The organism is Ensifer sp. Root142, from assembly GCF_001426785.1.
GTDB lineage: Bacteria > Pseudomonadota > Alphaproteobacteria > Rhizobiales > Rhizobiaceae > Ensifer > Ensifer canadensis.
Map to the genome: position 1 here is coordinate 87,868 of NZ_LMFK01000012.1, position 21,865 is coordinate 109,732.

Here is a 21,865-nt window from a genome sequence, read left to right on the forward strand (position 1 = left end):
TGTATTCACTCCTGTTTCGACGCGGTGCTTAGGCTGTGCCAGTGACGAAATGGTGACGGTGATCACGCAGACGAGGCGATGGTAGCGCTTCCGGTTGGCAAGAAAAAGCGGCGGCAGCGCTGCCCTGCGGCGATCTCGTGTCGCACCAGGGAGGCGATCGATGAGCCCAAGCATGATGATTGTGAACACGAATACCACCCCTGCGTGGGGCAATGCTGCCTCCGGCCCTAGGCGAATTGACCGAAGCGCATGAGATCTCGGCCGACGGCGCTGCCATCGAGCGCATCGGTGCGTGCCGCCTGCGGGCGGGGCGGCGGCATGGAATGGCCGATTGCAAACAGGAGCGCGCTTGCCGCTGAAAGCAGCGCGAACAGCAGGAACATGCCGGCGCCGCCGCTTGCGCCGAGTGCAAGGCCGCCGATGAGCGGCCCAAGGAAATTGCCGACGGTGGACAGTGAATGGGCGCCGAAATAGGTGCCGCGATTGCCGGCATCCTGCCGTCGACCAGCACATATTCCGAGGGCACGACGAGCACCTCGCCGATGGTGAAGAGGATCATCGAGGCGACCAGCATTTCGACGCCGGACGAGGCTGCAAAGCCGATTTCACCAAGCAGGAACAGCAGGCAGCCGAGCGACAGCGCCTTGAGCGCGCCGATCCTTTCAATGACGAAGCGGGCGGGCGTGCTGGCGACGAGCACCGTTGCTGCGTTGGTCGAAACCAGCAGCGCGAACAGGGTGACGCCATCCTCGAAGCCGGTGTTGAGATATTGCGACAATGTCACCGACCATTGACCATGAACGGCCAAAAGCAGGGTGCCGCCGATGACGAAGAAGATCAGTCGGCGGTCGCGCAAGGCAGCGACAAGCCCGCGCCAGCCGCCCGTGGTGTTGGACCCCGGTCCCGTCTCGACCGCCCGTCTGTTGCTCGCTTCCGGCACGGTGAAGAACAGCACGAGGCCGAAGGCCGCATGCATGATGCCGGCAATGATGAATAGGGTCGAATAGGCAGCGCCGACCCAGACGCCGATCAACGGCCCGACGGCCCAGCCGGCATTGATCGCCAGATAGCGCCAGGAGAATACCCGCAGGCGCAGATGCGCTGGCGCGGCATCGCTCATCAATGCGCGCGAAACCGGTTCATAGACGGCGGCGGCAACCGCAGAGACGATATGCGCCAGCGCGAAGGCGGCGATCGAGTGCGCCAGCCCGAGCCCCGCCAGCGCCAGTCCGGCCATGAAGAGCGCTATGGTCAGCACACCCGTTCGGCCGATGCGATCGGACAGGCTGCCGGCAAACGGGCTGATGATCGCGCCGAGCAGGGGGCCCGCGCCAATCAGGACGCCGATACCTGCCGGGGTAAGGCCAAAATCCCGCTGCAGGCGGATCGCGAGGAAGGTCAGGCTCATGCCCTTGGCGATCGTCACCACGCCGGAGCCGGCGATGAGAAGCAGCGCCACCAGGCGGCCCGTGCGTTCGGAAAAGGCATTCATCGCAGCACCCGCGGGCTGGGCCGCCGACGTTCTCCGAGGAACGCTGGGCGGCAGGGAGGAGAGGGCAATCTCACCTTCGCGATTACACTCGCCGCGTGTGTTCGGCAAGGGCTCTGGTTGTCGAGACACCGTCGGTCGGCGTGAGCAGGCGGGTTGTTCCGGCGCCTCACTGCCTTTGCCGTGCCCGTCCGCCCGTCGGAGGCACCACCGGCCGGCGCTGGCAGTGGCCGCCGCAGGGGGCTGCCCAAGCTGTGGCTGGGCTTGACCGGTGCCGGCCGCTTGTCAGCCCTCTTTTTGACGATGCTGCCATTCCGCATAGAGCGGTGCCAGGTCGTTATCGTCGACCGGCACATGGCGAAAGCGCATCGACTGTTCGCCAAGGGGTTTTGCCAGTTCGGCATAGACTGCCGCCGTCGACAGCCCGTAGGGTTCGGCGTCGGCATTCGAGTGGGCGTAGGCGATCTCGGTGATGCCGGCCATGCGCATGGCCGCAATGCACATCGGGCAGGGTTGGCCGCTGGCATAGATCGCAACGCCTTCAAGACGGGGAGACCCGAGGCGCTTTGCCGCCAGGCGAAGGGCATTCATCTCGGCATGCGATGTCGGATCGCCGGTTTCAAGCATCTCGTTGACGCCGCTGGCGATAACCTCGCCGTTGCGAACGGCAACCGCGCCGAAGGGACGGCCACCTTTTTCGACATTGGCGCGGGCAAGGGCGACAGCCTCGCCGAGAAAGCGTCTTTCCTGCTTCATGTCCCCTCCGATTTCAACGGGCGCCGGCGGCGGTAAGCAGCTTTTCAATCCGGCCATAGCCGCGCTGCCGGGCGTGGCTCAATGGGCTCACGCCCTCGCCATCGGCAAGATTGACGTTCGCGCCCGCGTCGATCAGCAATCGCACGATCTCCGTATGCTTTTCGCCGCCGGTGCCGAGAATGATGGCTTCGATCAGCGCCGTCCAGCCCAGCCGGTTGACGTGATCGACATCGACGCCCGCCTCGATCAGCGTCTTCACCGTTTCGACGTGGCCGCGTTCTGCCGCAGGGATCAGCGCCGTGCCGCCGTAACGGTTGGTGCTTTTGAGGTCGGCGCCGTTGGCAAGCGTCAGCTTCAGGATTTCGAGATGGCCGCGCGCGCCAGCATAGAGGTAGGGACTGTCCTCGATCTTGTCCTTCGCATTGACATCCGCGCCGGCTTCGATGAGCGCGCGGGCAGCGTCGATGCGGTTTTCGTGTGTGGCGACGAGCAGAGCGGTCGCGCCGCTTGCGTCACGCGCGTCGAGCGTTGCTCCGCGCTTGATCAATTCGCGCAGTTCGGCGGCGTTGCCGGCCGAAGCTGCGGCAATCATTTCCTTTTCAAGCATGGCGGCTCCTGCAGCGGCGGGAAGAAGGGCTGAGGCGAAGAGTGCAATCCCGAGCAGCCACCCGGTCGATGGTGAGTTCATGGGGGTCATTCCAGTCGTTTAGCCAGTCGTATGGTCAGCCGGGCAAACGGCGCCCGGCTGCAGGTTTTACTGCATAACCCCTGAAACCAGCATCAATTTGCGGTGAAGTTCACCTGCGAAATTGAAGCTTCTGAACGCCATGTCTGACGCACGATGCAATAATAAATGACCGCCTTGAGCCGGTCGCTTGTATTTTCAAGGGAGGGGCAGGGCGGACAGACGCGGCAACTCAGAGCATCGATCGGCTGAGACCGCCGTCGACGGGAAGTGCCACGCCCGTGACATAGGCCGCGGGCCGGCCCGCGAGAAATGCGGCGGCAGCGCCGAATTCCGCCGGCGTTCCATAGCGGCCGATTGGAATATCCGCCTGGCTGCGCGCGGCAACCGTGGCGATATCGACGCCTTCGTTCTCGGCGTCCATGCGGTCGAAGCCCAAGGTGCGGTCGGTCGCAAGCCGCCCCGGCAACAGCATGTTGACGGTCACGCCGTCGGCGGCGACTTCGCCGGCCAGCGTCTTCAGCCAGCCGGCAACAGCGCTTCGAAGCGCGTTGGAGGCGGTCAGGCCCGGGATCGGCTCGCGGATGCTGGTCGAAGCGACGGCAATGATGCGGCCGAAACCGCGCTCCCTCATGCCGGGCAGAACCCGGCCGGTGATGCGCATGCCGGCGAGCACCATGGTCTCGAACTGCGTCCGCCAGAACTCCGGCTCGATGGTGGACGCAAGCGACGGCGGCGGCCCGCCGCCATTCAGGATGAGAATGTCGATCGCGCCGAAATCGGCGGCGAGCCGATCGAGCAGCGCGTCGAGGCTTTCGGGCTTGGAAAGATCGAGCGCAAAACCGCGGGCGCTCGAACTGAGCTCTGCTGCGACCTTTTCGGCCGTAGTTGCGTCGCGACCGGTCACCGCGACGGCAACGCCTTCAGCCGCGAGTGCTTCGGCGATGCCGCGTCCAAGCCCCTTGCTGCCGCCGAGCACGAGCGCCTTCTTGCCTGTGATGCCGAGATCCATGACGGTCTACCTTCCCATGCGATTTGCGTTGCTGCTTTTGGAGCCCGGCAGCGACGCGGCGTCAATGGGGTAAGCGGATGGGAACCGGCAATTCGGATGAAGGTGATGAGCGCCAGACGTCGAAAAGCCCGGCCGGAAACCGGCCGGGCCTCGTGTCCCTCGCCCCTTGCTATTATTAACGGCAGATGCGGATACGCTCGTAGTAGACATTGCCGTAGTGATCGTAGCGCCTGACTTTCTTGATGAAGCAATAGGGGCGATACTCGTCGTAGTAGCCACCGTAATAGCCGTCGACATAGCCGATCTGGCCGCTCCAGCCATGGCCGTAGGCGCCGTTGCTGAAGCCGATCGTCACACCGCCAGCCTGTGACGGCGCGGCAAAGGAAACGGCTGCGGTGATTGCGACGGCCGCGGCGATGATGATCTTGCGCATGGTGTTCTCTCCTCCAGGGATGAACTCCCGTCATCCATGGGGAGAAGATCGCATGTCGTCTGCTTATTCGCAGTTCCGGATGGAACATGGTTGCAGCCGGCGGCAGAACCGAAAGCCCTGCCACCTCTTCCTCACCACCCGGACGCATGGTCCGGCCGCGATCAGGCGCGAATGCGCGCCATCGCCAGCACGTCGGCCAGCACGCCATTGCGCAGAGCATAGGCCCTGTGCGTGCCTTCGGGTTCGAAGCCGGTCTTGCGATAAAGCGCGATTGCCGCTTCGTTGTCGGTAAAGACGGTCAGCTCGATGCGGCTGATCCCAAGCCAGTTATCGGCAGCATCGATCAGAGATGTAAGAAGTGTCTTACCGATGCCTTCGCCGCGGTGGTTGTCATCGACGCTGATGCCGAGCACGGCGGAGTGATGCCGGCGCCCCTTATTGCGGTGCAGACCGGCCATGCCGACGATGCGGCCGTCGCGCTCGGCCACGATCACAGTGTTGTCCTCCGACAGGCCCTCCATCCACTTGCGCGTCTGCTCCGGTGTCGAATAGGGCAGTCTGAGCGTGCCGGAGCGGATGCCCGGCTGGCTCATAAGTGCGGCGATCGCTTCCCAGTCGACGACGCGCGCCGCTCGAATCCTGAGTGTCGGGGAGGGGGTGGCTTCGGTCATTGTTTCCTCATCAGCTCGCTGGCACCGAGGAAACAGGACCAAACCCTGCTCGCCTCGGCAGGGTTGGTCGGGGGACAGTCCGTTTAACGCACGTGGTCTCCCGCACACCCCTGGATATGCGTGCAAAGCACCATTGCGATCATCGAACGATTGTCCATGTCGGAACGATAACAAGCGGCAGTGGAATTGCAAGCCGGTTCGGCGACCGGATTGCCGGTGGCGCTCAGGTCACCTGCCAGGCGATATAGACGAGCGTGGCGGCAATCAGCCACAGCGCCAGGCGGCCGGAGCGCGTGTGGCGTGCCTCGGCCTTGCCGATGGCATGCGCCGTCTCGGCGTCGAACCGTAGGCCGTTTTCGCTCATGGCCATGATCTCGCTGGAGAATTTTTCCGTGCGGGCGGCGATTTCCGGTGCTGCTTCGGCCAGACGAAGGGCCGCGTGCAGGCCGTCGCGCAGGTCGGTGACGATGCGCTTCGGTCCGAGATTGTCGCGGATCCACTTGCCGACCACAGGCTCGGATGCTTTCCACATGTTGAAACGCGGATTGAGCGTGCGCGCGACGCCCTCGACGACGACCATGGTCTTCTGCAGCATGACCAGTTCCGGCCGTGTCTGCATGTCGAAGAGCTCGGTCACCTCGAACAGAAGCGTCAGCAGCTTTGCCATCGAGATGGTCTCGGCCGGCTGGCCGTGGATCGGCTCGCCAATGGCGCGGATCGCCTGGGCGAAGCTCGCGGCATCATGATGCGACGGCACGTAGCCTGCCTCGAAATGCACGTCGGCGACGCGCTGGTAGTCGCGGGTGATGAAGCCGAACAGGATCTCGGCGAGGAAGCGGCGTTCCTTCTTGCCGAGACGGCCGACGATGCCCATGTCGACGGCGACGATATGGCCGGCATCGTCGACGAACAGGTTGCCCTGATGCATGTCGGCGTGGAAGAAGCCGTCGCGCAATGTGTGGCGGAGAAAGGACTGGATCAGGGTGTCGCCCAGCGCGTCGAGATCGTGGCCCGCCGCCTTCAGCCCGTCGATATCCGACATCTTGACGCCGTCGATCCATTCCATGGTGACGACGTCGCGGCCGGTGCGTTCCCAATCGACCTTCGGTACGCGAAAGCCGGAATCTTCCTTGGTGTTCTCGCCGAGTTCGGAAAGGGCGGCTGCTTCCAACCGAAGATCCATTTCGATCTTGGTCGTCTGCTCTAGCGTCTTGGTGACCTCGACCGGTTTCAGCCGCCGCGTATAGGGCAGGAAACGCTCCTGCATGTGGCTGACGAGATACATCGCCTCGATATCGGAGGCAAAACGCTGGCGGATGCCGGGGCGGATGACCTTGACGGCAACCTTGTCGGGCCGGCCGTCGCGCATGACGATGGCCGGATGAACCTGGGCGATCGAGGCGGCCGCCATCGGCAGGGAAAATTCGGCGTAGAGGTCTTCGACCTTGCGGCCGAGCGATCCCTCGATCGCGGCCTTGGCTTCGCTTTGCGGAAAGGTCGCCATCTGGTCCTGCAGCAGCGACAGGTCAGCGGCAAATTCCGCGCCGACGACGTCGGGGCGGGTTGCCAGGAACTGGCCGATTTTCACATAGGAGGGGCCGAGGCGTGCAACGGCGCGCGACAGCCGGTCGCTGCGCTCCTCGCCTAGCACCTTGCGGCGGGCGAAAAGCCCGGCTGCCTTCTGGGCGAAACGGGCAAAGGGCGGCAGGTGTTCGGTCGGGACCGCCGAGACGACGCCTTCGCGCACGAGAACCCAGCCGATCCGCACGAGGCGGACATATGCTCCAGCTGTGCTCATAAGATCAGATTTTCCAGCCGGAATGCAGCGCTGCGATGCCGCCGGTGTAATTGGTGAAGGAGACGCGCGAGAAGCCCGCCTCCTTGATCATGGCGGCAAAATCGCGCTGGTTCGGGAACTTGCGGATCGATTCCACCAGATACTGATAGGGCGCTTCGTCGCCGGTGATCAGCTTGCCGAATTTCGGGATCGCGTTGAACGACCATGCATCGTAGAAACGGTCGAGAAGCGGCATCTCCACTTCGGAGAATTCGAGCACCAGCAGTCGCCCGCCGCGCTTCAACACACGATAGGCTTCTTTGAGCGCGACATCGATACGCGGGACGTTGCGGATGCCGAAGGCGATCGTATAGGCGTCGAAGGAATTCGCGTCGAACGGCAGTTCCTCAGCATTGGCCTCGACAAAATCGAGATTGGCCGAAAGCTTCTTCTTTTCCGCCCGTTCCGCGCCGACGGCGAGCATCGAGCCGTTGATGTCGAGAACCGTCGAATGCGCCTTGCGGTCGGAGGCTTCGATGATGCGGAAGGCGATGTCGCCGGTGCCGCCGGCGACGTCGAGCGTCCTGTAGCCCTCGCGGCGCGGCGGATTGAGCGCGGCAATCATCGCATCCTTCCAGGCGCGGTGCAGCCCGGCCGACATCACGTCGTTCATGATGTCGTAGCGCTTGGCCACCTTATGGAAGACGTCGTTGACGAGCGGCTGCTTTTCGCCCGTACCGACGTTGCGGAAACCGAAGGAGGTTTCCATTCCGCCATTGGCCGATACCCGCTGATCCGTCATACGAAGAACTCCACCTGAACCAATTTTTCCGGCACCATAGCGAAATCGTCCGACCCGCGCTATCTCGGGGGCAGGGCCATGGCTGCGGCATAGCGCACCCCTATAGGATAAGTAGCCCGCCAAGGAAATGCCAACGGCCGGGCTTATGGTGGTTAAGAATGCCGGGCGTGTGGTGGTTAAGAAAGAAGGAGACGACGCATGCCGGAACTGCCGGAGGTCGAAACGGTAAAACGGGGTCTGGCGCCGACCATGGAAGGCGCGCTCCTCGTCAGTGCAGAACTGCGTCGGCCGGATCTGCGTTTTCCCTTCCCTGTCAATTTTGCAGCCACCGTTGCCGGTCAGCGCATCGTCTCGCTGTCGCGCCGGGCAAAATATCTGATGATCGATCTGGAGGCCGGTGACGTCATCATTGCCCATCTCGGCATGTCAGGTTCGTTCCGTATCGAACAGGGCGCGCTGCCAGAAACGCCGGACGAATTTCACCACCCACGCGCCAAGGATGAGAAGCACGATCATGTGATCTTCCATCTGGAAGGTGCCGTCGGCCCCGCCCGTGTCATCTATAACGATCCGCGCCGTTTCGGTTTCATGGATCTCGCCCGACGGGACACGGTGGCGGCCCACGCCTTCTTCCGCGCACTCGGGGAAGAGCCGACCGGCAACGCGCTCGACGCCGCCTATCTGGCGGCACGCTTTGCCGGAAAGGCGCAACCGCTGAAGGTAGCCTTGCTCGACCAGAAGAATATTGCCGGCCTCGGCAATATATATGTGTGCGAGGCGCTCTGGCGTTCAGGCCTGTCGCCGCTGAAGCCGGCAGGCGCCCTCGTCGACAGCCAAGGTGGGTCGAAGCCGGAACTGCAGGGCCTGACCGTTGCAATCCGCGAGGTCATTGCCGATGCCATCGCCGCGGGCGGCTCGTCGCTGAAAGATCATATCCAGGCCGACGGATCGCTCGGCTATTTCCAGCATTCCTTTTCCGTCTATGACCGGGAAGGGGAGGCTTGCCGCACGCCGGGTTGCGGCGGTACGGTCGCCCGCATCGTGCAGGCGGGACGCTCGACGTTTCATTGCCCGCGCTGCCAGAAATGAACATCCGGGTCCGGCCGGACCCGACCGCTGACACGAATTCGGAGGAGACGACAATGAGTTACGAGACGCTGCTGGTCGAGACGCGCGGACGCGTGGGCCTGGTCACGCTCAATCGCCCGCAGGCGCTGAATGCGCTGAACTCGACCGTTATGCGCGAGCTTGCCGCGGTGCTGAAAGCGTTCGATGCCGATAACGAGATCGGCGCCGTTGTTGTCACCGGTTCGGAGAAGGCCTTTGCGGCCGGCGCCGACATCAAGGAGATGCAGACGCTGGACTTCGTCGAAAGCTATCTCGGCGATTTCATCGGCGGCTGGGATCAGGTGGCTGCTGCCCGCAAACCGGTCATTGCAGCCGTTTCCGGCTACGCGCTCGGCGGCGGGTGCGAACTGGCGATGATGTGTGACTTCATCATCGCTTCCGAGACGGCAAAGTTCGGCCAACCGGAAATTACCCTTGGCGTCATCCCCGGCATGGGCGGGTCGCAGCGCCTCACCCGTGCCGTCGGCAAGGCGAAGGCGATGGACCTCGTCCTCACCGGACGGATGATGGACGCGACCGAGGCGGAACGCGCAGGACTCGTTTCGCGTGTGGTGGCGCCGGAGAAATTGATGGAGGAAGCGCTGGCTGCGGCCGAGAAGATCGCATCGTTCTCGCTGCCGGCGGTGATGATGGCAAAAGAGGCCGTCAATCGCTCGCTGGAGCTCACGCTTGCCGAAGGCCTGCGGTTCGAACGGCGGCTTTTCCATTCGCTGTTTGCCACTGAAGACCAGAAGGAAGGCATGGCCGCCTTCGCAGCGAAGCGCAAGCCGGAGTTCAAACACAGGTAGATCAAGGGGCGACGCGCAGTTTTCTCCAAATTGCGCGTTGACGGGGCGGCCGTTTCTCGCTATATGCCGCCCTCAGTTTGGAACGCCAAATCTGGGCTTTCCGATAATGCTCCCGAATTGCTTTGATGACAGGTCGCAGTGACCCGGCACGGCGAGGGCGGAGTTCATGTCAGTTTTCGAAGAGAGGCATCAATGGCCAATACAACTTCGGCGAAAAAGGCGACCCGCAAGATCGCACGCCGCACTGCAGTGAACAAAGCCCGCCGTTCGCGCGTCCGTAACTTCGTCCGCAAGGTCGAAGAAGCGATCGCAACCGGCGATCAGGCGGTCGCAGCCGCAGCCCTGAAGGCCGCTCAGCCCGAGCTGATGCGCGCTGCCATCAAGGGCGTGCTGCATTCCAACACCGCTTCGCGCAAGGTTTCGCGCCTTGCACAGCGCGTGAAGGCACTTTCGGCCTAATCCGGCTAATAAAAATCTGTTAATTGAAAGCCCGACCCTTGCGTCGGGCTTTTCCGATTCATACATGTGTCATCACGATGGTTAACCTGCACGACATTTCTCGTGTCAATGCGATGACAGAATTTCTATAGGAATTTCAGAGACTTACGAGAGGTCCTTGGTGATAGGGTGTCTCTGGCTGGGGGTCTTCTGGGCCCGTGATGAGTCAAGCGAATTTTTATTTTTTTTCTTTTTCGCCAGCTAATCAAAGAGCCGAAAATCAAAACCCTTGATTCAAAAGCGATTCTTCCCGGACTCGGATTGCGGCAAGCAAAAGGCAGCATGAGAGTCAACGGGCAGCGCTTAAGGTTGCGTAAAAATCGCGATTGATCTTGCCCATCGATCCTGCCTAAATGCCCTCCACAGGGGACACAGACCATATCTGTAAAGGGAAGTACGGAGGCCATTTCAACGAGATGGTTTCAGGCTTTCTGTTCCCTGTATCAGGGCGGCTCCACGTCGTTCAATCAGACAAGTCGAGAACGAAAAACCGGATGGCCCAACCATTCCGGACGAGGACATTTCGACTTCTGGTTGCCGGTGGCGCCACTGCTCAAAGTCAGGTGCAAGCGGTGCCTGACGAGAGATAGAATCCAGCGCTCGGCTGTCCGCTTCGTACGAGGGTGCGAGACAGTTGTCGGCGAGGAGGAGGATCCGGCACGGTCCAGGGCGGACTGGGGGATTTGTTGACAATGAGGCGCGAGGGGACATCAGCCGGCCGGCAAGGCCTGGCAGATGCGCGTAGCGCGCACCCGGTCGGGAGATGAGGAGCCCGGTTGGATTGCGACTGTGACGTTCGGTGAAGCGGCATGACCTCGATGAGGAAGCCGTGGGTGCCGGACATAAGAGATGGGGCCGGCAGAGATGACGGCGTCTGAACATAATCGGAAGGCGGCAAAATGCGGATGAACTTGGTGACGGCGGCGGGCGCGTTTCAAAAGAACGGCGACGTATTTCAGGCCGGAAGCAATCTATCTCAGGCGGCGGGAGATAAGCACGACATGAGGCATGACGCACTGTTCGAACGAGTGAGTGCGCGTTTGAAAGCCCAGGTCGGTCCCGATGTCTTCGCCAGCTGGTTTGGGCGTCTGAAGCTCCATTCGGTTTCCAAGAGCGTCGTGCGTCTCTCGGTGCCCACGACATTCCTGAAGTCCTGGATCAACAACCGCTATCTCGATATCATCACCCAGATCTTCCAGCAGGAAGACGGCGAAATCCTGAAGGTCGAGATCCTGGTGCGGACCGCGACCCGTGGCGCCCGTCCGGTTTCACAGGAAGAGACGCTGCCGCAGGCAACGGAATCGGCTCCTGCAACGCCCGCACGCCGTCCGACGACGGCGCAGTCCGTGGCTTCGGTCGCAGCCTCTGCGGTTGCCAGCGTTCAGCGGCCGACCCAGGCGCCGCTTTTCGGCTCGCCGCTCGACCAGCGTTACACCTTCGACAGCTTCGTCGAGGGCTCTTCCAACCGCGTTGCGCTTGCAGCCGCCCGCACGATTGCGGAAGCCGGCGCCGGTGCCGTGCGCTTCAACCCGCTGTTCATTCATTCAAGCGTCGGGCTCGGCAAGACCCACCTTCTGCAGGCGATCGCCATCCAGGCGCTGCAGAGCGCCCGCGCTCCACGCGTCGTCTATCTGACGGCCGAATACTTCATGTGGCGCTTTGCCACCGCAATCCGCGACAACGACGCGCTGTCGCTGAAGGAATCGCTGCGCAACATCGACCTCCTCGTCATCGACGACATGCAGTTCCTGCAGGGCAAGTCGATCCAGCACGAGTTCTGCCATCTGCTGAACATGCTTCTCGACTCGGCCAAACAGGTCGTCGTCGCCGCCGACCGCGCTCCTTGGGAGCTGGAATCGCTCGATAGCCGTGTTCGCTCGCGTCTTCAGGGCGGTGTCGCCATCGAAATGGACGGACCGGACTACGACATGCGCCTCGAAATGCTGAAGCGCCGTCTCGACTCCGCTCGTCAGGACGATACTTCGCTGGACATTCCCGGCGATATCCTGAGCCATGTTGCACGCAACATCACCGCCAGCGGCCGCGAACTCGAAGGCGCCTTCAACCAGTTGCTCTTCCGTCGCTCGTTCGAACCGCATCTGTCGATCGAACGCGTTGACGAACTGCTTGGGCATCTCGTCAATGCCGGCGAACCGCGCCGTGTCCGTATCGAGGACATCCAGCGTGTCGTTGCCAAGCATTACAACGTATCGCGCCAGGAGCTGGTGTCGAACCGCCGCACCCGCGTCATCGTCAAGCCGCGTCAGATCGCGATGTATCTGTCGAAGACGCTGACGCCGCGGTCTTTCCCGGAAATCGGCCGCCGCTTCGGTGGTCGCGACCACACGACCGTTCTGCATGCGGTGCGCAAGATCGAGGAGTTGATCTCCGGCGATACCAAGCTCAGCCATGAGATCGAGCTTCTGAAGCGCCTGATCAACGAATAGGCGCGAGATAGATTTACTTTCCGATTGCGAGAAAGGCCCGGGAAACCGGGCTTTTTTCGTTTCAGGCGCCGCGTGCCTGCGCGACGATCCAGGCACGGAATGCTGTGACGGCCGGCCGGTCGAGGGCCGATGGCGGATAGACCAGGTGATAGGCGAGATCGGTGGCGATGCCGGTTGGAAACGGCGCGACCAACACGCCTTCGGCAAGCTCGCGCGAAACCAGCGACAGGCGCACGAGAGCGACGCCATCGCCGGCTCTTGCCGCCTCGATGGCGCCATTGCTGTTGACGAACACCGGACCGCGCGTCGTGTCTATGCCTTCGGCGCCGACGGCCTCCAGCCACAGCTGCCAATCCGACCTCTGAACGTCATACAACAGCACATGGGCCGAAAGATCGGCCGGCGTGGTGAGCGGATGCTTGCGGGCAAGGGCCGCGTTGACGACCGGCACCAGCTCGTCATCGATCAGCCGCTCGCTCGTCAGACCCTCATAGCGACCGAAACCGTGGCGGATAGCGATATCGACGCCATCTGACACGAAGTCGGTCAGCCGGTTAGAGGCGCTGATGCGGATGTCGATGCCGTTGAGACGCTGCTCGAAGTCGCTGATCCTCGGCACCAGCCATTGCGCCGCAAAAGTTGGCGTGCAGCTCACCGTCAGTACCGGCGCGCGATTTCGCGCCGTCAGTTCCTCTGTCGCTTCCCGCATCATCCGGAAGGCGCGGCGCAGCGTCGAAAAATAGGTGCTGCCATCCTCGGTCAGAACCAGTTGCCGCGGCCGTCGCTCAAACAGCATCACACCCAGCGTCTGCTCCAGTTCACGCACCTGCAGACTGACCGCACCAGGTGTGACGCTGAGCTCGCGCGCCGCGAGCGTCACACTCAGGTGTCGGGCCGTGGCCTCGAATGCGCGCAGTGCTGCAAGGGAAGGAAGAGGTGTCATTATGATTTAGCCATACTCAATCATGGAAAGAGAAATGCTCGTTTGTGCAAACACTAACATGCTGACACTATTTATGTAAATCGAAGTCAACCAATATGGTTGTTTCAGATGAAGGCGAAGAACTAAATCATAGGAGGGTATGGAGATGCCGGAAACACTTAAGGCGAAGGTGATGGGACCCGGTGAATGGGCCATGCTGATCACACTGTCCCTGTTGTGGGGCGGCTCGTTTTTCTTCGTCGGCGTTGCGGTCAAGGCGCTGCCGCCGTTCACCATCGTTGCCCTGCGGGTCAGCCTCGCGGCGACGGCGCTTTTGATTTTCCTGCGCTTCACCGGCCGCGCGATGCCGCGCGATCCCCGCATCTGGCTTGCCTTCTTCGGCATGGGTCTGCTCAACAACCTGATCCCGTTTTCGCTGATCGTCTGGGGCCAGACTCATATCGCCAGCGGCCTTGCCTCCATCCTCAATGCCACCACGCCACTCTTCGGCGTCGTCGTCGCCCATCTGCTGACCGACGACGAGAAGCTGACCGCCAACAAGCTCTCCGGCGTGTTGATCGGTTTTCTCGGCGTGGCGGTGATGATCGGGCCTGCAGCGCTCGGCGGGCTCGGCTCGAATGTGCTGGCGCAGTTCGCCGTGCTGGGAGCTGCCCTTTCCTACGCCTTTGCCGGCGTTTTCGCCCGTCGTTTCAAGCGGATGGGCGTTGCGCCCATCGTCACCGCGACCGGGCAGGTCAGTGCATCGAGCATCATGCTCGTGCCGATCGCGCTGCTCGTCGATCACCCCTGGACCCTGACCGTGCCGGGCCTTGAAGTATGGGGAGCGATCATCGGCATTGCCTTGATCTCGACCGCGCTTGCCTATGTGCTGTTCTTCCGCATCCTGGAAACGGCGGGTGTCACCAATCTGATGCTGGTGACGTTTCTGATCCCGGTCAGCGCCATTCTGCTCGGCGCCTTGTTCCTCGGCGAAAACCTCGAGCCCAAGCATTTCTTCGGCATGGTGCTGATCGCCGCCGGCCTCGCCGCTATCGACGGTCGCCTGGTCCGGCGTTTCCGTCGCAAACAAACGGTCGATCCGGATCTCGCCTGCGGCGAAAATATCTGAAATCAGGCAAGCTCATGAACGATCGCGGCGGTGCGCAGGCACCTGCCGCGATCATTGCGTTTGGGCCCGTGATTGCAGGTATTTTTTTTGGCGGTCTTGTCGACTATCTCTTCTCCAGATCGTCCTTGTTACAGGAGCAGGAGAGTTCCAATGCTTTACGCCGTATTTTGTTACAACCAGGAAGACGTCACTGCCAACTGGACCAAGGACGAGGACGACAAGGTCATGCGTGACCTTGCTGCCGTCCAACGCAAATATGGCGATGCCGGCAAGCTCGGGCCGGTGGCGCGGTTGTTGCCGACCACGGCGGCAACGACGCTCCGCCACGCCGTTGGCGAGACCGTCGTCATCGATGGCCCATTTGCCGAAACGAAGGAGCAGCTGCTCGGCTTCTATGTCGTCGATTGCGCTTCACTGGACGAAGCGCTCGATTTCGCCCGCGAGCTCAGTGCGGCCAATCCTGCAGACGGCTCCTATGAAATTCGTCCCCTTGCCATCTACAAGCCAAGTGAGTTTCCCTCATGACAGACACGACCTGGATCGACCTCGCACTTGTTTCCGCTCGGCCGCAGGCAATGGGCGCGCTTCTGCGCTATTTCCGCAATCTCGATACGGCCGAGGAAGCATTCCAGGAGGCCTGTATCCGGGCATTGAAGACCTGGCCGAAGAGCGGCCCGCCGCGTGACCCGGCCGCCTGGCTGATCTTCGTCGGTCGCAACAGCGGCATCGACAAGGTGCGCCGGCAATCTCGCGAGACCGCGTTGCCGCCGGAAGAATTGCTCTCCGATCTCGAGGATCAGGAGAGCGATCTTGCCGAACGTCTCGATGGCTCCCACTACCGGGACGACATTCTCAAGCTCTTGTTTGTCTGCAGCAATCCGGTCCTTCCGGCAACGCAGCAGATCGCGCTGGCGCTGCGCATCGTCTCCGGCCTGTCGGTCAAGCAGATTGCCCGTGCCTTTCTCGTCGGCGAGGCGGCGATGGAGCAGCGCATCACCCGGGCAAAGGCCCGGGTCACCGCCGCCGGCATCGCCTTCGAAACGCCTGACGCGGCCGATCGGTCGGAGCGGCTGGCGGCCGTCGCAACCATGATCTATCTGGTTTTCAACGAGGGCTATTCGGCGATGAACGGGCCGGACAGCGTCTCGGCCGATCTTTGTGAGGAGGCGATCCGGCTCGCGCGGCTGCTCCTGCGGCTGTTCCCCTCCGAGCCAGAAATGATGGGGCTGACGGCTCTGCTCCTGCTGCAGCACTCACGCTCGCGCGCACGTTTCGATGCCGATGGCGGCATCATCCTGCTCGATGATCAGGATCGCAGCCTTTGGAAAAAGCCTCTGATCATCGAGGCGCTGGCCATGATCGACAAGGCGGTGCGCCATCGCCAGCCGGGTCCCTACCAGATCCAGGCCGCGATCGCCGCCTTGCATGCGCGTGCGACGCGCCCGGAAGAAACCGATTGGGAAGAAATCGACCTGCTCTACCAGGCGTTGGAGCGGCTGCAACCGTCGCCGGTCATCACGCTCAACCGCGCCGTCGCAGTGTCGAAGAGGGACGGGCCTGAAGCGGCGCTCGCGCTGATCGAGCCACTTGCCGAAAAACTCGCGGGTTATTTCTACTTCCATGGGTTGAATGGCGCGCTGTTGAAGCAGGCAGGCCGGGTTCGCGAGGCGCGCGTCGCCTTTGACCGGGCGATCGCGCTGGCCACCAATGCCGCCGAGGCCTCCCACATCCGCATGCAGCTCGATCATCTGAGCAAGGATGCGGGCGAGAAAAACCTGGCCACTGAAAAAAGATAAAAAATCTTGTCGGCGGTTGTCGGAACCGTGGCTGCAACTTCGTCCTTGGACTGAACCCGCTGACGGAGAAACAAACAATGACCGTTGTCACTGAAATCAAACCTGCCGACGACCGCGAACTGGTCATCACCCGCCTGATCGATGCGCCCCGCGCGCTCGTCTACCGCTGCTGGACGGATGCCAAGCTGCTGAAGAAGTGGTTCGCGCCTTCGCCGTGGACGACGCCGGAGGCAAAGCTCGAGGTTCGCGCCGGCGGCGCCAACCGCATCGTCATGCGCTCGCCCGAGGGCGAGGACTATCCCAATCTCGGCGTCTATCTCGAAGTGGTGCCGAACGAGAAGCTGGTCTTCACAGACGCCTTCACCGATGCCTGGTCGCCATCCGACAAGCCGTTCATGGTCGTGACCATCACCTTCGAGGACGTCGGGGCCAAGACCCGCTACACCGCACGGGTCCGCCATTGGTCCGTCGAGGATCGCGAAGCCCACGAAAAGATGGGCTTTCACGAAGGCTGGGGCCAATGCGCCACCCAGCTCGAAGGGGTAGCCAGGCAACTCTGATCAAGCCCAGGGCTCGACGGCCGTCGCCCTCGCGCCTGCCACCATCGGGAAGGGAGACCCGCCATGTCCGTGATCGACAACAAGAGTGCCGCCGTCGCCGAAATCCGTACGGTGATCGATGATTGGGCGGATGCCATGAGGGTAAAGGACGCCAAGCGCGTCATCGGCCATGGGACGCCTGATTGTGTCCTCTTTTCGCTGGCGCCGCCGCTGAAGTCGTCGGCGATGTCGCATTCGTCAGTATGCTCACCGAACTTTCCGGCGAGAAGATCGATGCCGGGAAAATGTCGGTCTGGTTCCGCCAGACCCTCGGTTTGAAGCGCATGGCTGCCGGCTGGAAGATCGCACACCAGCACGAGTCCGTGCCTTTCTACATGGATGGCAGCCTCAAGGCAGCCGTCGATCTCAATCCGAAATCGACGGTCGACGGGCAAGCGCCGGCGCCGCCACCGATGCTAGGCCCGATCGCCTACCTCTGCGTCGAGGATGCGTACGCGACCGCTGATTTCTACGTCCGCGCCTTCGCCGCAACGGATGGCGGGCGGATGCTCGCCGAAGACGGTAAACGGCTGATGCATTGCCATCTGACGATCAATGGCGGTGCATTGATGCTCAACGATCCCTTCCCGGAACACGGCATGCCCTATGCCGCGCCGCAGGGCGTCGTGCTGCATCTGGTGGTCGAGGACGCGCAATTCTGGTGGGATCGCGCGGTTGCCGCCGGCGCCGAAGTGACGATGCCGCTTGCGGTCGCCTTCTGGGGCGACCTCTATGGCCAGCTGCGTGACCCCTTTGGCATCCGCTGGGGCATCGTCGGACCGGCCAAGAAGACAGACTGAAGAACGATTTGTGACAACGGGAAACGAGGAGAACTCCCCGAATGAACACTGCTCTTGTTATGACGGCTCCGGCTGGAAAAATGGTGATCCTCGGCCGCGTGCTGAGCGGTCTGGTTGTTGCGTTCCTGGCCTTCGACGGAGCGATCAAGCTCGTGCCACTGGACGTGGTGACTGAGACTTTGGCGGTGCTCGGCTATCCCGCCGATGTTGGCCTTGCGCGTCTGCTCGGCGTACTCACGCTTCTGTGTGCGCTGCTCTATGCGATCCCGAGAACGTCGGTCCTCGGCGCCATTCTGCTCACCGGTTATCTCGGCGGTGCCATGGCGACGCATCTGCGCGCGGATAGCCCTCTTTTCACCCATCTGCTGTTCGGGTTCTATCTCGGCGTCATCGCCTGGGCTGGCCTGTGGCTCCGAGACCGTCGCGTGCGCGCGCTGATCCCGTTCAAGAACGAGCAAGCCTAAGGAGAATTTCGCGATGAGCAAAACGGTTAGCGACTACATTGCAGGCCTTTCCGGTACGCCGGCTGCCGTGGCGAAAGAGTTGCACGGTGCCATTCTTGCCGCCGGCGGCACCAGGGACAGCGTGAAATGGGGCCATCCGATCTATGAGGCCGGCGGACCGGTCTGCCTGATCAAGGCTGCCAACGACTATGTGACGCTCGGCTTCTGGCGCGGCGCCGATATGCTCGATCTCGACCCACGACTGGCCAAGGGCGGCGGCAAGGGCGACATGGCCTTCATCAAGGTGAAAGCGACCGGCGAGGTCGACGGCGCCCAGGTGGCGCGGCTGGTAGCCAAGGGTATCGCCCTCAATGCCGAGAAGGGCGATCCGTTCAAATCTTGAACGACGAAACAAACTTGCAAAGGGCGCTCCGAAACAGAGCGCCTTTCTCTTGTCCGATGCAATACATCTTCGCGGGACCGGATAATTTCCTTCCAACACCCGCGAGGCACGATGATCCTCTATTACCAGACCCATTCCCCTTTCGCCCGCAAGGCACTCGTCTTCGCCCACGAGGTCGGCATCGCTGAGCGACTGGAGGTGATCCACCACGAGACCAGCCCGACGCTGCGCAATGAAGAGGTCCATGCCGAAAATCCACTCGGCAAGGTGCCGGTTCTCTTGCGCCCCGAGGATGCGGCGATCTTCGATTCCGACGTCATCTGCGCCTATTTCGATACGCTGCATGATAGCCGCAAGCTCATCCCCGAAAGCGGCGAGGCGCGCTGGCATGCCCTGAGATTGCAGGCCGTGGCGCAAGGGCTGGCGCAGGCGGGGATCGGGTTGCGTTGGGAAACGGAGCGACGCCCGGAAGCCTTGCGCTATCCGGCGCTCGCCGACGGCTATGCCGAAAAGATCGAGCAGACCTATGACTGGCTGGAGCAGACGCTCGATGTCGACGCGCCGCTTGATATCGGCCACATCGCGCTCGCCACGACCCTGTCCTGGATGGCGTTCCGCGACCTGCCGTCGTTCCGTGACCGGACGAAGCTGAGCGTCTGGTTCGATGCCTTCGAGGAACGACCATCGATGCGCGCGACGCCGCTCTCCGGCGAGACCCACGATTGAGCCTTCGGTTTCCTTGCGTTGGATGCAGGCAGGGCGGCCGCTAAAACATTTGCGTCTCAGACGGTGGCATCGAGACGCGATATTTCCTTGCTCTACGCATTTCCTGACGGAAAACCGCTTCGCACTTTTCCTGGAAAAGCGCTAGCAGGCGAGGTCGGCGACGACGGCGTCGAGAATCAACATGCCGGAAGGCGTGCAGCGCAGGCGGGAATTTCCCAGCCGCTCGATGAACCCGTGGTCGATCAGGAACTGCTCGCGGTCTGGATCGGGATCGCGGCCGGACAGCGTCTGCCAGCGGGCGAGATCGACGCCTTCCTTGAGGCGCAGGCCCATCAGTAACAATTCGTCGGACTGGGCCTCGAGGTCGAGCACTTCGCGCTCGACCATGCCGTGGCCGTAGGTTTCGACCAGCCGCAGCCATTCCTCCGGCTTGCGCTCGGTCGCCGTCGCCAGCTTGGCGCCGCCGACGCTGAGGCGGCCATGGGCACCAGGCCCGACGCCGGCATAGTCGCCATAGCGCCAGTAGGTGAGGTTGTGCCGGCTCTCGGCACCAGGGCGGGCATGGTTGGAGACCTCGTAGGCGGGCATGCCGATCGCCGCCGTGATGTCTTGGGTCGCCTCGTAGAGGACCGCCGATTGCTCACCATCAGGAACGATCAGCTTGCCGGCCTTGTGCAGGCCGAAGAAGGGCGTGCCCTCCTCGATCGTCAGCTGGTAGAGCGACAGGTGGTCGACGGCATAGGAGACGGCCTCCTTGAGCTCGCGTTCCCATTCCTCGACCGTCTGGTTGGGGCGGGCATAGATCAGGTCGAAGGACATGCGCGGGAAGATCTCGCGCGCCAGCCGGATCGCTTTCAGCGCGTCTTCGACATTGTGCAGCCGGCCGAGAAATTTGAGGTCCCGGTCGTTCAGCGCCTGCACGCCGAGCGAGACACGGTTGACGCCGGCCGCGCGATAGCCGTGGAAGCGCGTCGCCTCGACACTCGAAGGGTTCGCCTCCATGGTGATCTCGATGCCATCGGGCACATGCCATTCGCGGGCGATGCCCGAGAGGATAGCGTCGACCGTTGCCGGATCCATCAACGACGGCGTGCCGCCGCCGATGAAGATGCTGGTGACGGTGCGTGGACCGGAAAGCTCACGCGCCTCCGCCATTTCCTTGAGGAAAGCGGCGACGAAACGCGGCTGGTCGATCGGCTGGTGGCGCACGTGGCTGTTGAAGTCGCAATAGGGGCATTTGGCCGCGCAGAACGGCCAGTGCACATAGATCCCGAAACCGGGATCCATGCCGTCACCGAGTGCCGATAGCGTGGCCGTCTGCATCGTTGCGTCTCTCATGCGGTAGATCACGTTGACCTTGGGCCGATCGACCCGAAGTCATGACCGCGATCGCTTCTAACAAATTGGAGCGGGATGTTGCGGAAAACCGCATACACGTTTCCTCAGCCCGCTCCAAGGCAGGTTTCGGCGAAGATCTTGAAGGCGCGGGCACGGTGCGACAGCGCTTCAGCATCGCCCGGCTTCCAGCCGTGTTTCTCGTCCGCGCTCATCTCGCCGAATGTAGTGTCGTAACCCTTCGGCTGAAAGACCGGATCGTAGCCAAAACCCTGGTCGCCGCGCGGCGGCCACACGACATGGCCCTCGACCTCGCCGCGGAAAAGTTCGACATGGCCGTCTGGCCAGGCAAGGCAAAGCACCGAGACGAAACGGGCCGTGCGTTTTTCAGGCGCACTTGCGCCCTTGCCCTGCAGCGCCTTTTCGACCTTTTCCATCGCCATGGCGAAATCGCGGCTGCCGTCTTCGCGTTCGGCCCAGTTGGCGGTGTAGACGCCAGGTGCGCCATCAAGTGCGTCGATCGCCAGGCCGGAATCGTCCGAAAGCGCCGGCAGGCCCGAGGCCTTGGCCGAGGCGAGCGCCTTGATCGTCGCGTTTTCCTCGAAGGTCGTGCCGGTCTCATCCGGTTCGACGAAGTCGAGGTCGGCTGCCGACTTGGCCTCGAAGCCGAGCGGCCCGATCAGGTCGCGGATCTCGCGGATCTTGCCGGCATTGTGGCTGGCGACGATGAGCGTCTTGTCATCCAGTGTGCGCATGATGTGTCGTCTCTTAAAAGATGCGGCGCGAAGGCCGCGGTTCATTCGATGGACCAGAGGCCCGGTTCCGCGCATTCGAGGCTGTTGCCGGCCGGATCGCGGAAGTAGAAGGAGCGCGTGCCGTTCGGCCAGACAACATCGGCTTCGATCGTGACACCCGCCGTTTCCAGCTTGGCCCTCCAGGCGTCGAGTGCCGACGCGGAAACGCGGAAGCACATGTGGCCCTGGCCGGTGGTGCCGTGCGGCGGCACCGGCAGGGCCGCATCCGGCGAAGGCGGTTTGACCGTTTCCGCAGGATTGAAAATCAGCAGAACGCCCGAGCCACAGCGAAAGAACACATGTCGGTTCTCCCGCCGTGTAATCTTCTCCAGCCCCAGCACACCGCTGTAGAAGGCCTCGGCGGCGTCGAGATCCGACGCATAGAGCGCAGTCTCAAGAATGCCATCCAGCGCCGGGGCCATCGTCTCCGTC

The 21,865-nt window shown here is 62.5% G+C and carries 24 protein-coding genes and 1 pseudogene; 12 read left to right on the top strand and 13 right to left on the bottom strand.

Features of this window, described 5'->3' with window-relative positions:
* Positions 1 to 28: 28 nt before the first annotated feature.
* From ASD52_RS12955 to ubiE, 8 genes are all read right to left on the bottom strand, one after another.
* Positions 29 to 1,492, bottom strand: coding sequence for an MFS transporter (locus ASD52_RS12955; protein WP_057204302.1), 1,464 nt, complete (start codon positions 1,490 to 1,492; stop codon positions 29 to 31).
* Between the two features lie 282 nt (positions 1,493 to 1,774).
* Positions 1,775 to 2,245 carry a nucleoside deaminase gene (locus ASD52_RS12960; RefSeq protein WP_025425652.1) on the bottom strand — a complete coding sequence of 157 codons (471 nt, stop codon included), beginning with the start codon at positions 2,243 to 2,245 and terminating at the stop codon, positions 1,775 to 1,777.
* 13 nt (positions 2,246 to 2,258) lie between these two features.
* Positions 2,259 to 2,852: an ankyrin repeat domain-containing protein gene (locus ASD52_RS12965; RefSeq protein WP_025425653.1), complete on the bottom strand. Its 594-nt coding sequence runs from the start codon at positions 2,850 to 2,852 to the stop codon at positions 2,259 to 2,261.
* Positions 2,853 to 3,162: 310 nt separating this feature from the next.
* Entirely contained in the window at positions 3,163 to 3,942 is a 780-nt protein-coding gene (locus ASD52_RS12970; protein WP_025425654.1) for an SDR family oxidoreductase, read from the bottom strand.
* A 175-nt stretch (positions 3,943 to 4,117) separates the two neighbouring features.
* Positions 4,118 to 4,375 (bottom strand): hypothetical protein, encoded by a 258-nt coding sequence (locus tag ASD52_RS12975; RefSeq protein ID WP_025425655.1) that lies wholly within the window; start codon positions 4,373 to 4,375, stop codon positions 4,118 to 4,120.
* A gap of 161 nt (positions 4,376 to 4,536) precedes the next feature.
* Positions 4,537 to 5,046, bottom strand: a complete 510-nt coding sequence (locus tag ASD52_RS12980) for a GNAT family N-acetyltransferase (RefSeq protein ID WP_025425656.1) — start codon at positions 5,044 to 5,046, stop codon at positions 4,537 to 4,539.
* Between the two features lie 223 nt (positions 5,047 to 5,269).
* A complete protein-coding gene (gene ubiB / locus ASD52_RS12985; protein ID WP_025425657.1) occupies positions 5,270 to 6,844 on the bottom strand; it encodes a 2-polyprenylphenol 6-hydroxylase in 1,575 nt (524 codons plus the stop codon).
* Positions 6,845 to 6,848: 4 nt separating this feature from the next.
* On the bottom strand, positions 6,849 to 7,625 hold the full coding sequence (gene ubiE / locus ASD52_RS12990; RefSeq protein ID WP_025425658.1) for a bifunctional demethylmenaquinone methyltransferase/2-methoxy-6-polyprenyl-1,4-benzoquinol methylase UbiE: 777 nt from the start codon (positions 7,623 to 7,625) through the stop codon (positions 6,849 to 6,851).
* Positions 7,626 to 7,823: 198 nt separating this feature from the next.
* Between ubiE and mutM the strand changes: the two genes are divergently transcribed.
* From mutM to dnaA, 4 genes are all read left to right on the top strand, one after another.
* Entirely contained in the window at positions 7,824 to 8,714 is an 891-nt protein-coding gene (mutM, locus tag ASD52_RS12995; RefSeq protein ID WP_057204300.1) for a bifunctional DNA-formamidopyrimidine glycosylase/DNA-(apurinic or apyrimidinic site) lyase, read from the top strand.
* A 53-nt stretch (positions 8,715 to 8,767) separates the two neighbouring features.
* A complete protein-coding gene (locus tag ASD52_RS13000; RefSeq protein WP_025425660.1) occupies positions 8,768 to 9,541 on the top strand; it encodes an enoyl-CoA hydratase in 774 nt (257 codons plus the stop codon).
* Between the two features lie 192 nt (positions 9,542 to 9,733).
* Positions 9,734 to 10,000 carry a 30S ribosomal protein S20 gene (rpsT, locus tag ASD52_RS13005; RefSeq protein WP_025425661.1) on the top strand — a complete coding sequence of 89 codons (267 nt, stop codon included), beginning with the start codon at positions 9,734 to 9,736 and terminating at the stop codon, positions 9,998 to 10,000.
* A gap of 938 nt (positions 10,001 to 10,938) precedes the next feature.
* On the top strand, positions 10,939 to 12,486 hold the full coding sequence (dnaA, locus tag ASD52_RS13010) for a chromosomal replication initiator protein DnaA (protein WP_081788833.1): 1,548 nt from the start codon (positions 10,939 to 10,941) through the stop codon (positions 12,484 to 12,486).
* Between the two features lie 61 nt (positions 12,487 to 12,547).
* Here dnaA and gcvA read toward each other — a convergent pair whose 3' ends face one another.
* Complete coding sequence (gene gcvA / locus ASD52_RS13015) at positions 12,548 to 13,432, bottom strand: transcriptional regulator GcvA (protein WP_025425663.1); 885 nt, start codon at positions 13,430 to 13,432, stop codon at positions 12,548 to 12,550.
* A 169-nt stretch (positions 13,433 to 13,601) separates the two neighbouring features.
* Between gcvA and ASD52_RS13020 the strand changes: the two genes are divergently transcribed.
* The 4 genes from ASD52_RS13020 to ASD52_RS13035 all read left to right on the top strand — a co-directional run bounded on the left by ASD52_RS13020 (position 13,602) and on the right by ASD52_RS13035 (position 16,893).
* Positions 13,602 to 14,537, top strand: a complete 936-nt coding sequence (locus ASD52_RS13020) for a DMT family transporter (protein WP_025425664.1) — start codon at positions 13,602 to 13,604, stop codon at positions 14,535 to 14,537.
* Between the two features lie 150 nt (positions 14,538 to 14,687).
* Positions 14,688 to 15,062 carry a YciI family protein gene (locus ASD52_RS13025; RefSeq protein ID WP_025425665.1) on the top strand — a complete coding sequence of 125 codons (375 nt, stop codon included), beginning with the start codon at positions 14,688 to 14,690 and terminating at the stop codon, positions 15,060 to 15,062.
* Positions 15,059 to 16,333 carry an RNA polymerase sigma factor gene (locus ASD52_RS13030; RefSeq protein WP_025425666.1) on the top strand — a complete coding sequence of 425 codons (1,275 nt, stop codon included), beginning with the start codon at positions 15,059 to 15,061 and terminating at the stop codon, positions 16,331 to 16,333. The genes ASD52_RS13025 and ASD52_RS13030 overlap by 4 nt, the downstream gene beginning before the upstream one ends.
* Before the next feature lie 77 nt (positions 16,334 to 16,410).
* Entirely contained in the window at positions 16,411 to 16,893 is a 483-nt protein-coding gene (locus ASD52_RS13035; protein WP_025425667.1) for an SRPBCC family protein, read from the top strand.
* Here the strand turns inward: ASD52_RS13035 and ASD52_RS39970 are convergent, their stop codons facing one another.
* A complete protein-coding gene (locus tag ASD52_RS39970; protein WP_244497465.1) occupies positions 16,894 to 17,064 on the bottom strand; it encodes a hypothetical protein in 171 nt (56 codons plus the stop codon). It abuts the gene before it with no gap.
* Between ASD52_RS39970 and ASD52_RS37250 the strand changes: the two are divergent.
* The 4 genes and pseudogenes from ASD52_RS37250 (at position 17,005) to ASD52_RS13055 (ending at position 19,304) form a co-directional block, all read left to right on the top strand.
* Positions 17,005 to 17,732: pseudogene (locus tag ASD52_RS37250) on the top strand (VOC family protein). The gene ASD52_RS39970 and the pseudogene ASD52_RS37250 overlap by 60 nt on opposite strands.
* A 41-nt stretch (positions 17,733 to 17,773) precedes the next feature.
* Positions 17,774 to 18,196 (top strand): DoxX family protein, encoded by a 423-nt coding sequence (locus tag ASD52_RS13045; RefSeq protein ID WP_025425669.1) that lies wholly within the window; start codon positions 17,774 to 17,776, stop codon positions 18,194 to 18,196.
* A gap of 13 nt (positions 18,197 to 18,209) precedes the next feature.
* Positions 18,210 to 18,578 carry a DUF1801 domain-containing protein gene (locus tag ASD52_RS13050; RefSeq protein ID WP_057224625.1) on the top strand — a complete coding sequence of 123 codons (369 nt, stop codon included), beginning with the start codon at positions 18,210 to 18,212 and terminating at the stop codon, positions 18,576 to 18,578.
* 111 nt (positions 18,579 to 18,689) lie between these two features.
* Positions 18,690 to 19,304, top strand: a complete 615-nt coding sequence (locus tag ASD52_RS13055) for a glutathione S-transferase (protein WP_025425671.1) — start codon at positions 18,690 to 18,692, stop codon at positions 19,302 to 19,304.
* A 141-nt stretch (positions 19,305 to 19,445) separates the two neighbouring features.
* Here ASD52_RS13055 and hemW read toward each other — a convergent pair whose 3' ends face one another.
* From hemW to ASD52_RS13070, 3 genes are all read right to left on the bottom strand, one after another.
* Entirely contained in the window at positions 19,446 to 20,627 is a 1,182-nt protein-coding gene (gene hemW / locus ASD52_RS13060) for a radical SAM family heme chaperone HemW (protein WP_025425672.1), read from the bottom strand.
* A 119-nt stretch (positions 20,628 to 20,746) separates the two neighbouring features.
* Positions 20,747 to 21,394 (bottom strand): RdgB/HAM1 family non-canonical purine NTP pyrophosphatase, encoded by a 648-nt coding sequence (gene rdgB, locus ASD52_RS13065; protein ID WP_025425673.1) that lies wholly within the window; start codon positions 21,392 to 21,394, stop codon positions 20,747 to 20,749.
* A 41-nt stretch (positions 21,395 to 21,435) separates the two neighbouring features.
* Positions 21,436 to 21,855, bottom strand: a complete 420-nt coding sequence (locus tag ASD52_RS13070; protein WP_025425674.1) for a VOC family protein — start codon at positions 21,853 to 21,855, stop codon at positions 21,436 to 21,438.
* Between the last annotated feature and the right edge of the window lie 10 nt (positions 21,856 to 21,865).

Bases quoted from the DNA above. Each gene is read 5' to 3' on its own strand.
- ASD52_RS13035 (WP_025425667.1), top strand. From the start codon at position 16,411: ATGACCGTTGTCACTGAAATCAAACCTGCCGACGACCGCGAACTGGTC.
- ASD52_RS12975 (WP_025425655.1), bottom strand. From the start codon at position 4,375: ATGCGCAAGATCATCATCGCCGCGGCCGTCGCAATCACCGCAGCCGTT.
- ASD52_RS12970 (WP_025425654.1), bottom strand. From the start codon at position 3,942: ATGGATCTCGGCATCACAGGCAAGAAGGCGCTCGTGCTCGGCGGCAGC.
- rpsT (WP_025425661.1), top strand. From the start codon at position 9,734: ATGGCCAATACAACTTCGGCGAAAAAGGCGACCCGCAAGATCGCACGC.
- ASD52_RS39970 (WP_244497465.1), bottom strand. From the start codon at position 17,064: ATGGCCGATGACGCGCTTGGCGTCCTTTACCCTCATGGCATCCGCCCA.
- ASD52_RS12960 (WP_025425652.1), bottom strand. From the start codon at position 2,245: ATGAAGCAGGAAAGACGCTTTCTCGGCGAGGCTGTCGCCCTTGCCCGC.
- ASD52_RS13020 (WP_025425664.1), top strand. From the start codon at position 13,602: ATGGGACCCGGTGAATGGGCCATGCTGATCACACTGTCCCTGTTGTGG.
- ASD52_RS13070 (WP_025425674.1), bottom strand. From the start codon at position 21,855: ATGGCCCCGGCGCTGGATGGCATTCTTGAGACTGCGCTCTATGCGTCG.
- ASD52_RS13055 (WP_025425671.1), top strand. From the start codon at position 18,690: ATGATCCTCTATTACCAGACCCATTCCCCTTTCGCCCGCAAGGCACTC.
- ASD52_RS12980 (WP_025425656.1), bottom strand. From the start codon at position 5,046: ATGACCGAAGCCACCCCCTCCCCGACACTCAGGATTCGAGCGGCGCGC.
- ASD52_RS12955 (WP_057204302.1), bottom strand. From the start codon at position 1,492: ATGAATGCCTTTTCCGAACGCACGGGCCGCCTGGTGGCGCTGCTTCTC.
- ubiB (WP_025425657.1), bottom strand. From the start codon at position 6,844: ATGAGCACAGCTGGAGCATATGTCCGCCTCGTGCGGATCGGCTGGGTT.
- rdgB (WP_025425673.1), bottom strand. From the start codon at position 21,394: ATGCGCACACTGGATGACAAGACGCTCATCGTCGCCAGCCACAATGCC.
- ASD52_RS13030 (WP_025425666.1), top strand. From the start codon at position 15,059: ATGACAGACACGACCTGGATCGACCTCGCACTTGTTTCCGCTCGGCCG.
- hemW (WP_025425672.1), bottom strand. From the start codon at position 20,627: ATGCAGACGGCCACGCTATCGGCACTCGGTGACGGCATGGATCCCGGT.
- ASD52_RS13025 (WP_025425665.1), top strand. From the start codon at position 14,688: ATGCTTTACGCCGTATTTTGTTACAACCAGGAAGACGTCACTGCCAAC.
- ASD52_RS13000 (WP_025425660.1), top strand. From the start codon at position 8,768: ATGAGTTACGAGACGCTGCTGGTCGAGACGCGCGGACGCGTGGGCCTG.
- ubiE (WP_025425658.1), bottom strand. From the start codon at position 7,625: ATGACGGATCAGCGGGTATCGGCCAATGGCGGAATGGAAACCTCCTTC.
- dnaA (WP_081788833.1), top strand. From the start codon at position 10,939: ATGCGGATGAACTTGGTGACGGCGGCGGGCGCGTTTCAAAAGAACGGC.
- ASD52_RS13050 (WP_057224625.1), top strand. From the start codon at position 18,210: ATGAGCAAAACGGTTAGCGACTACATTGCAGGCCTTTCCGGTACGCCG.
- mutM (WP_057204300.1), top strand. From the start codon at position 7,824: ATGCCGGAACTGCCGGAGGTCGAAACGGTAAAACGGGGTCTGGCGCCG.
- ASD52_RS12965 (WP_025425653.1), bottom strand. From the start codon at position 2,852: ATGCTTGAAAAGGAAATGATTGCCGCAGCTTCGGCCGGCAACGCCGCC.
- ASD52_RS13045 (WP_025425669.1), top strand. From the start codon at position 17,774: ATGAACACTGCTCTTGTTATGACGGCTCCGGCTGGAAAAATGGTGATC.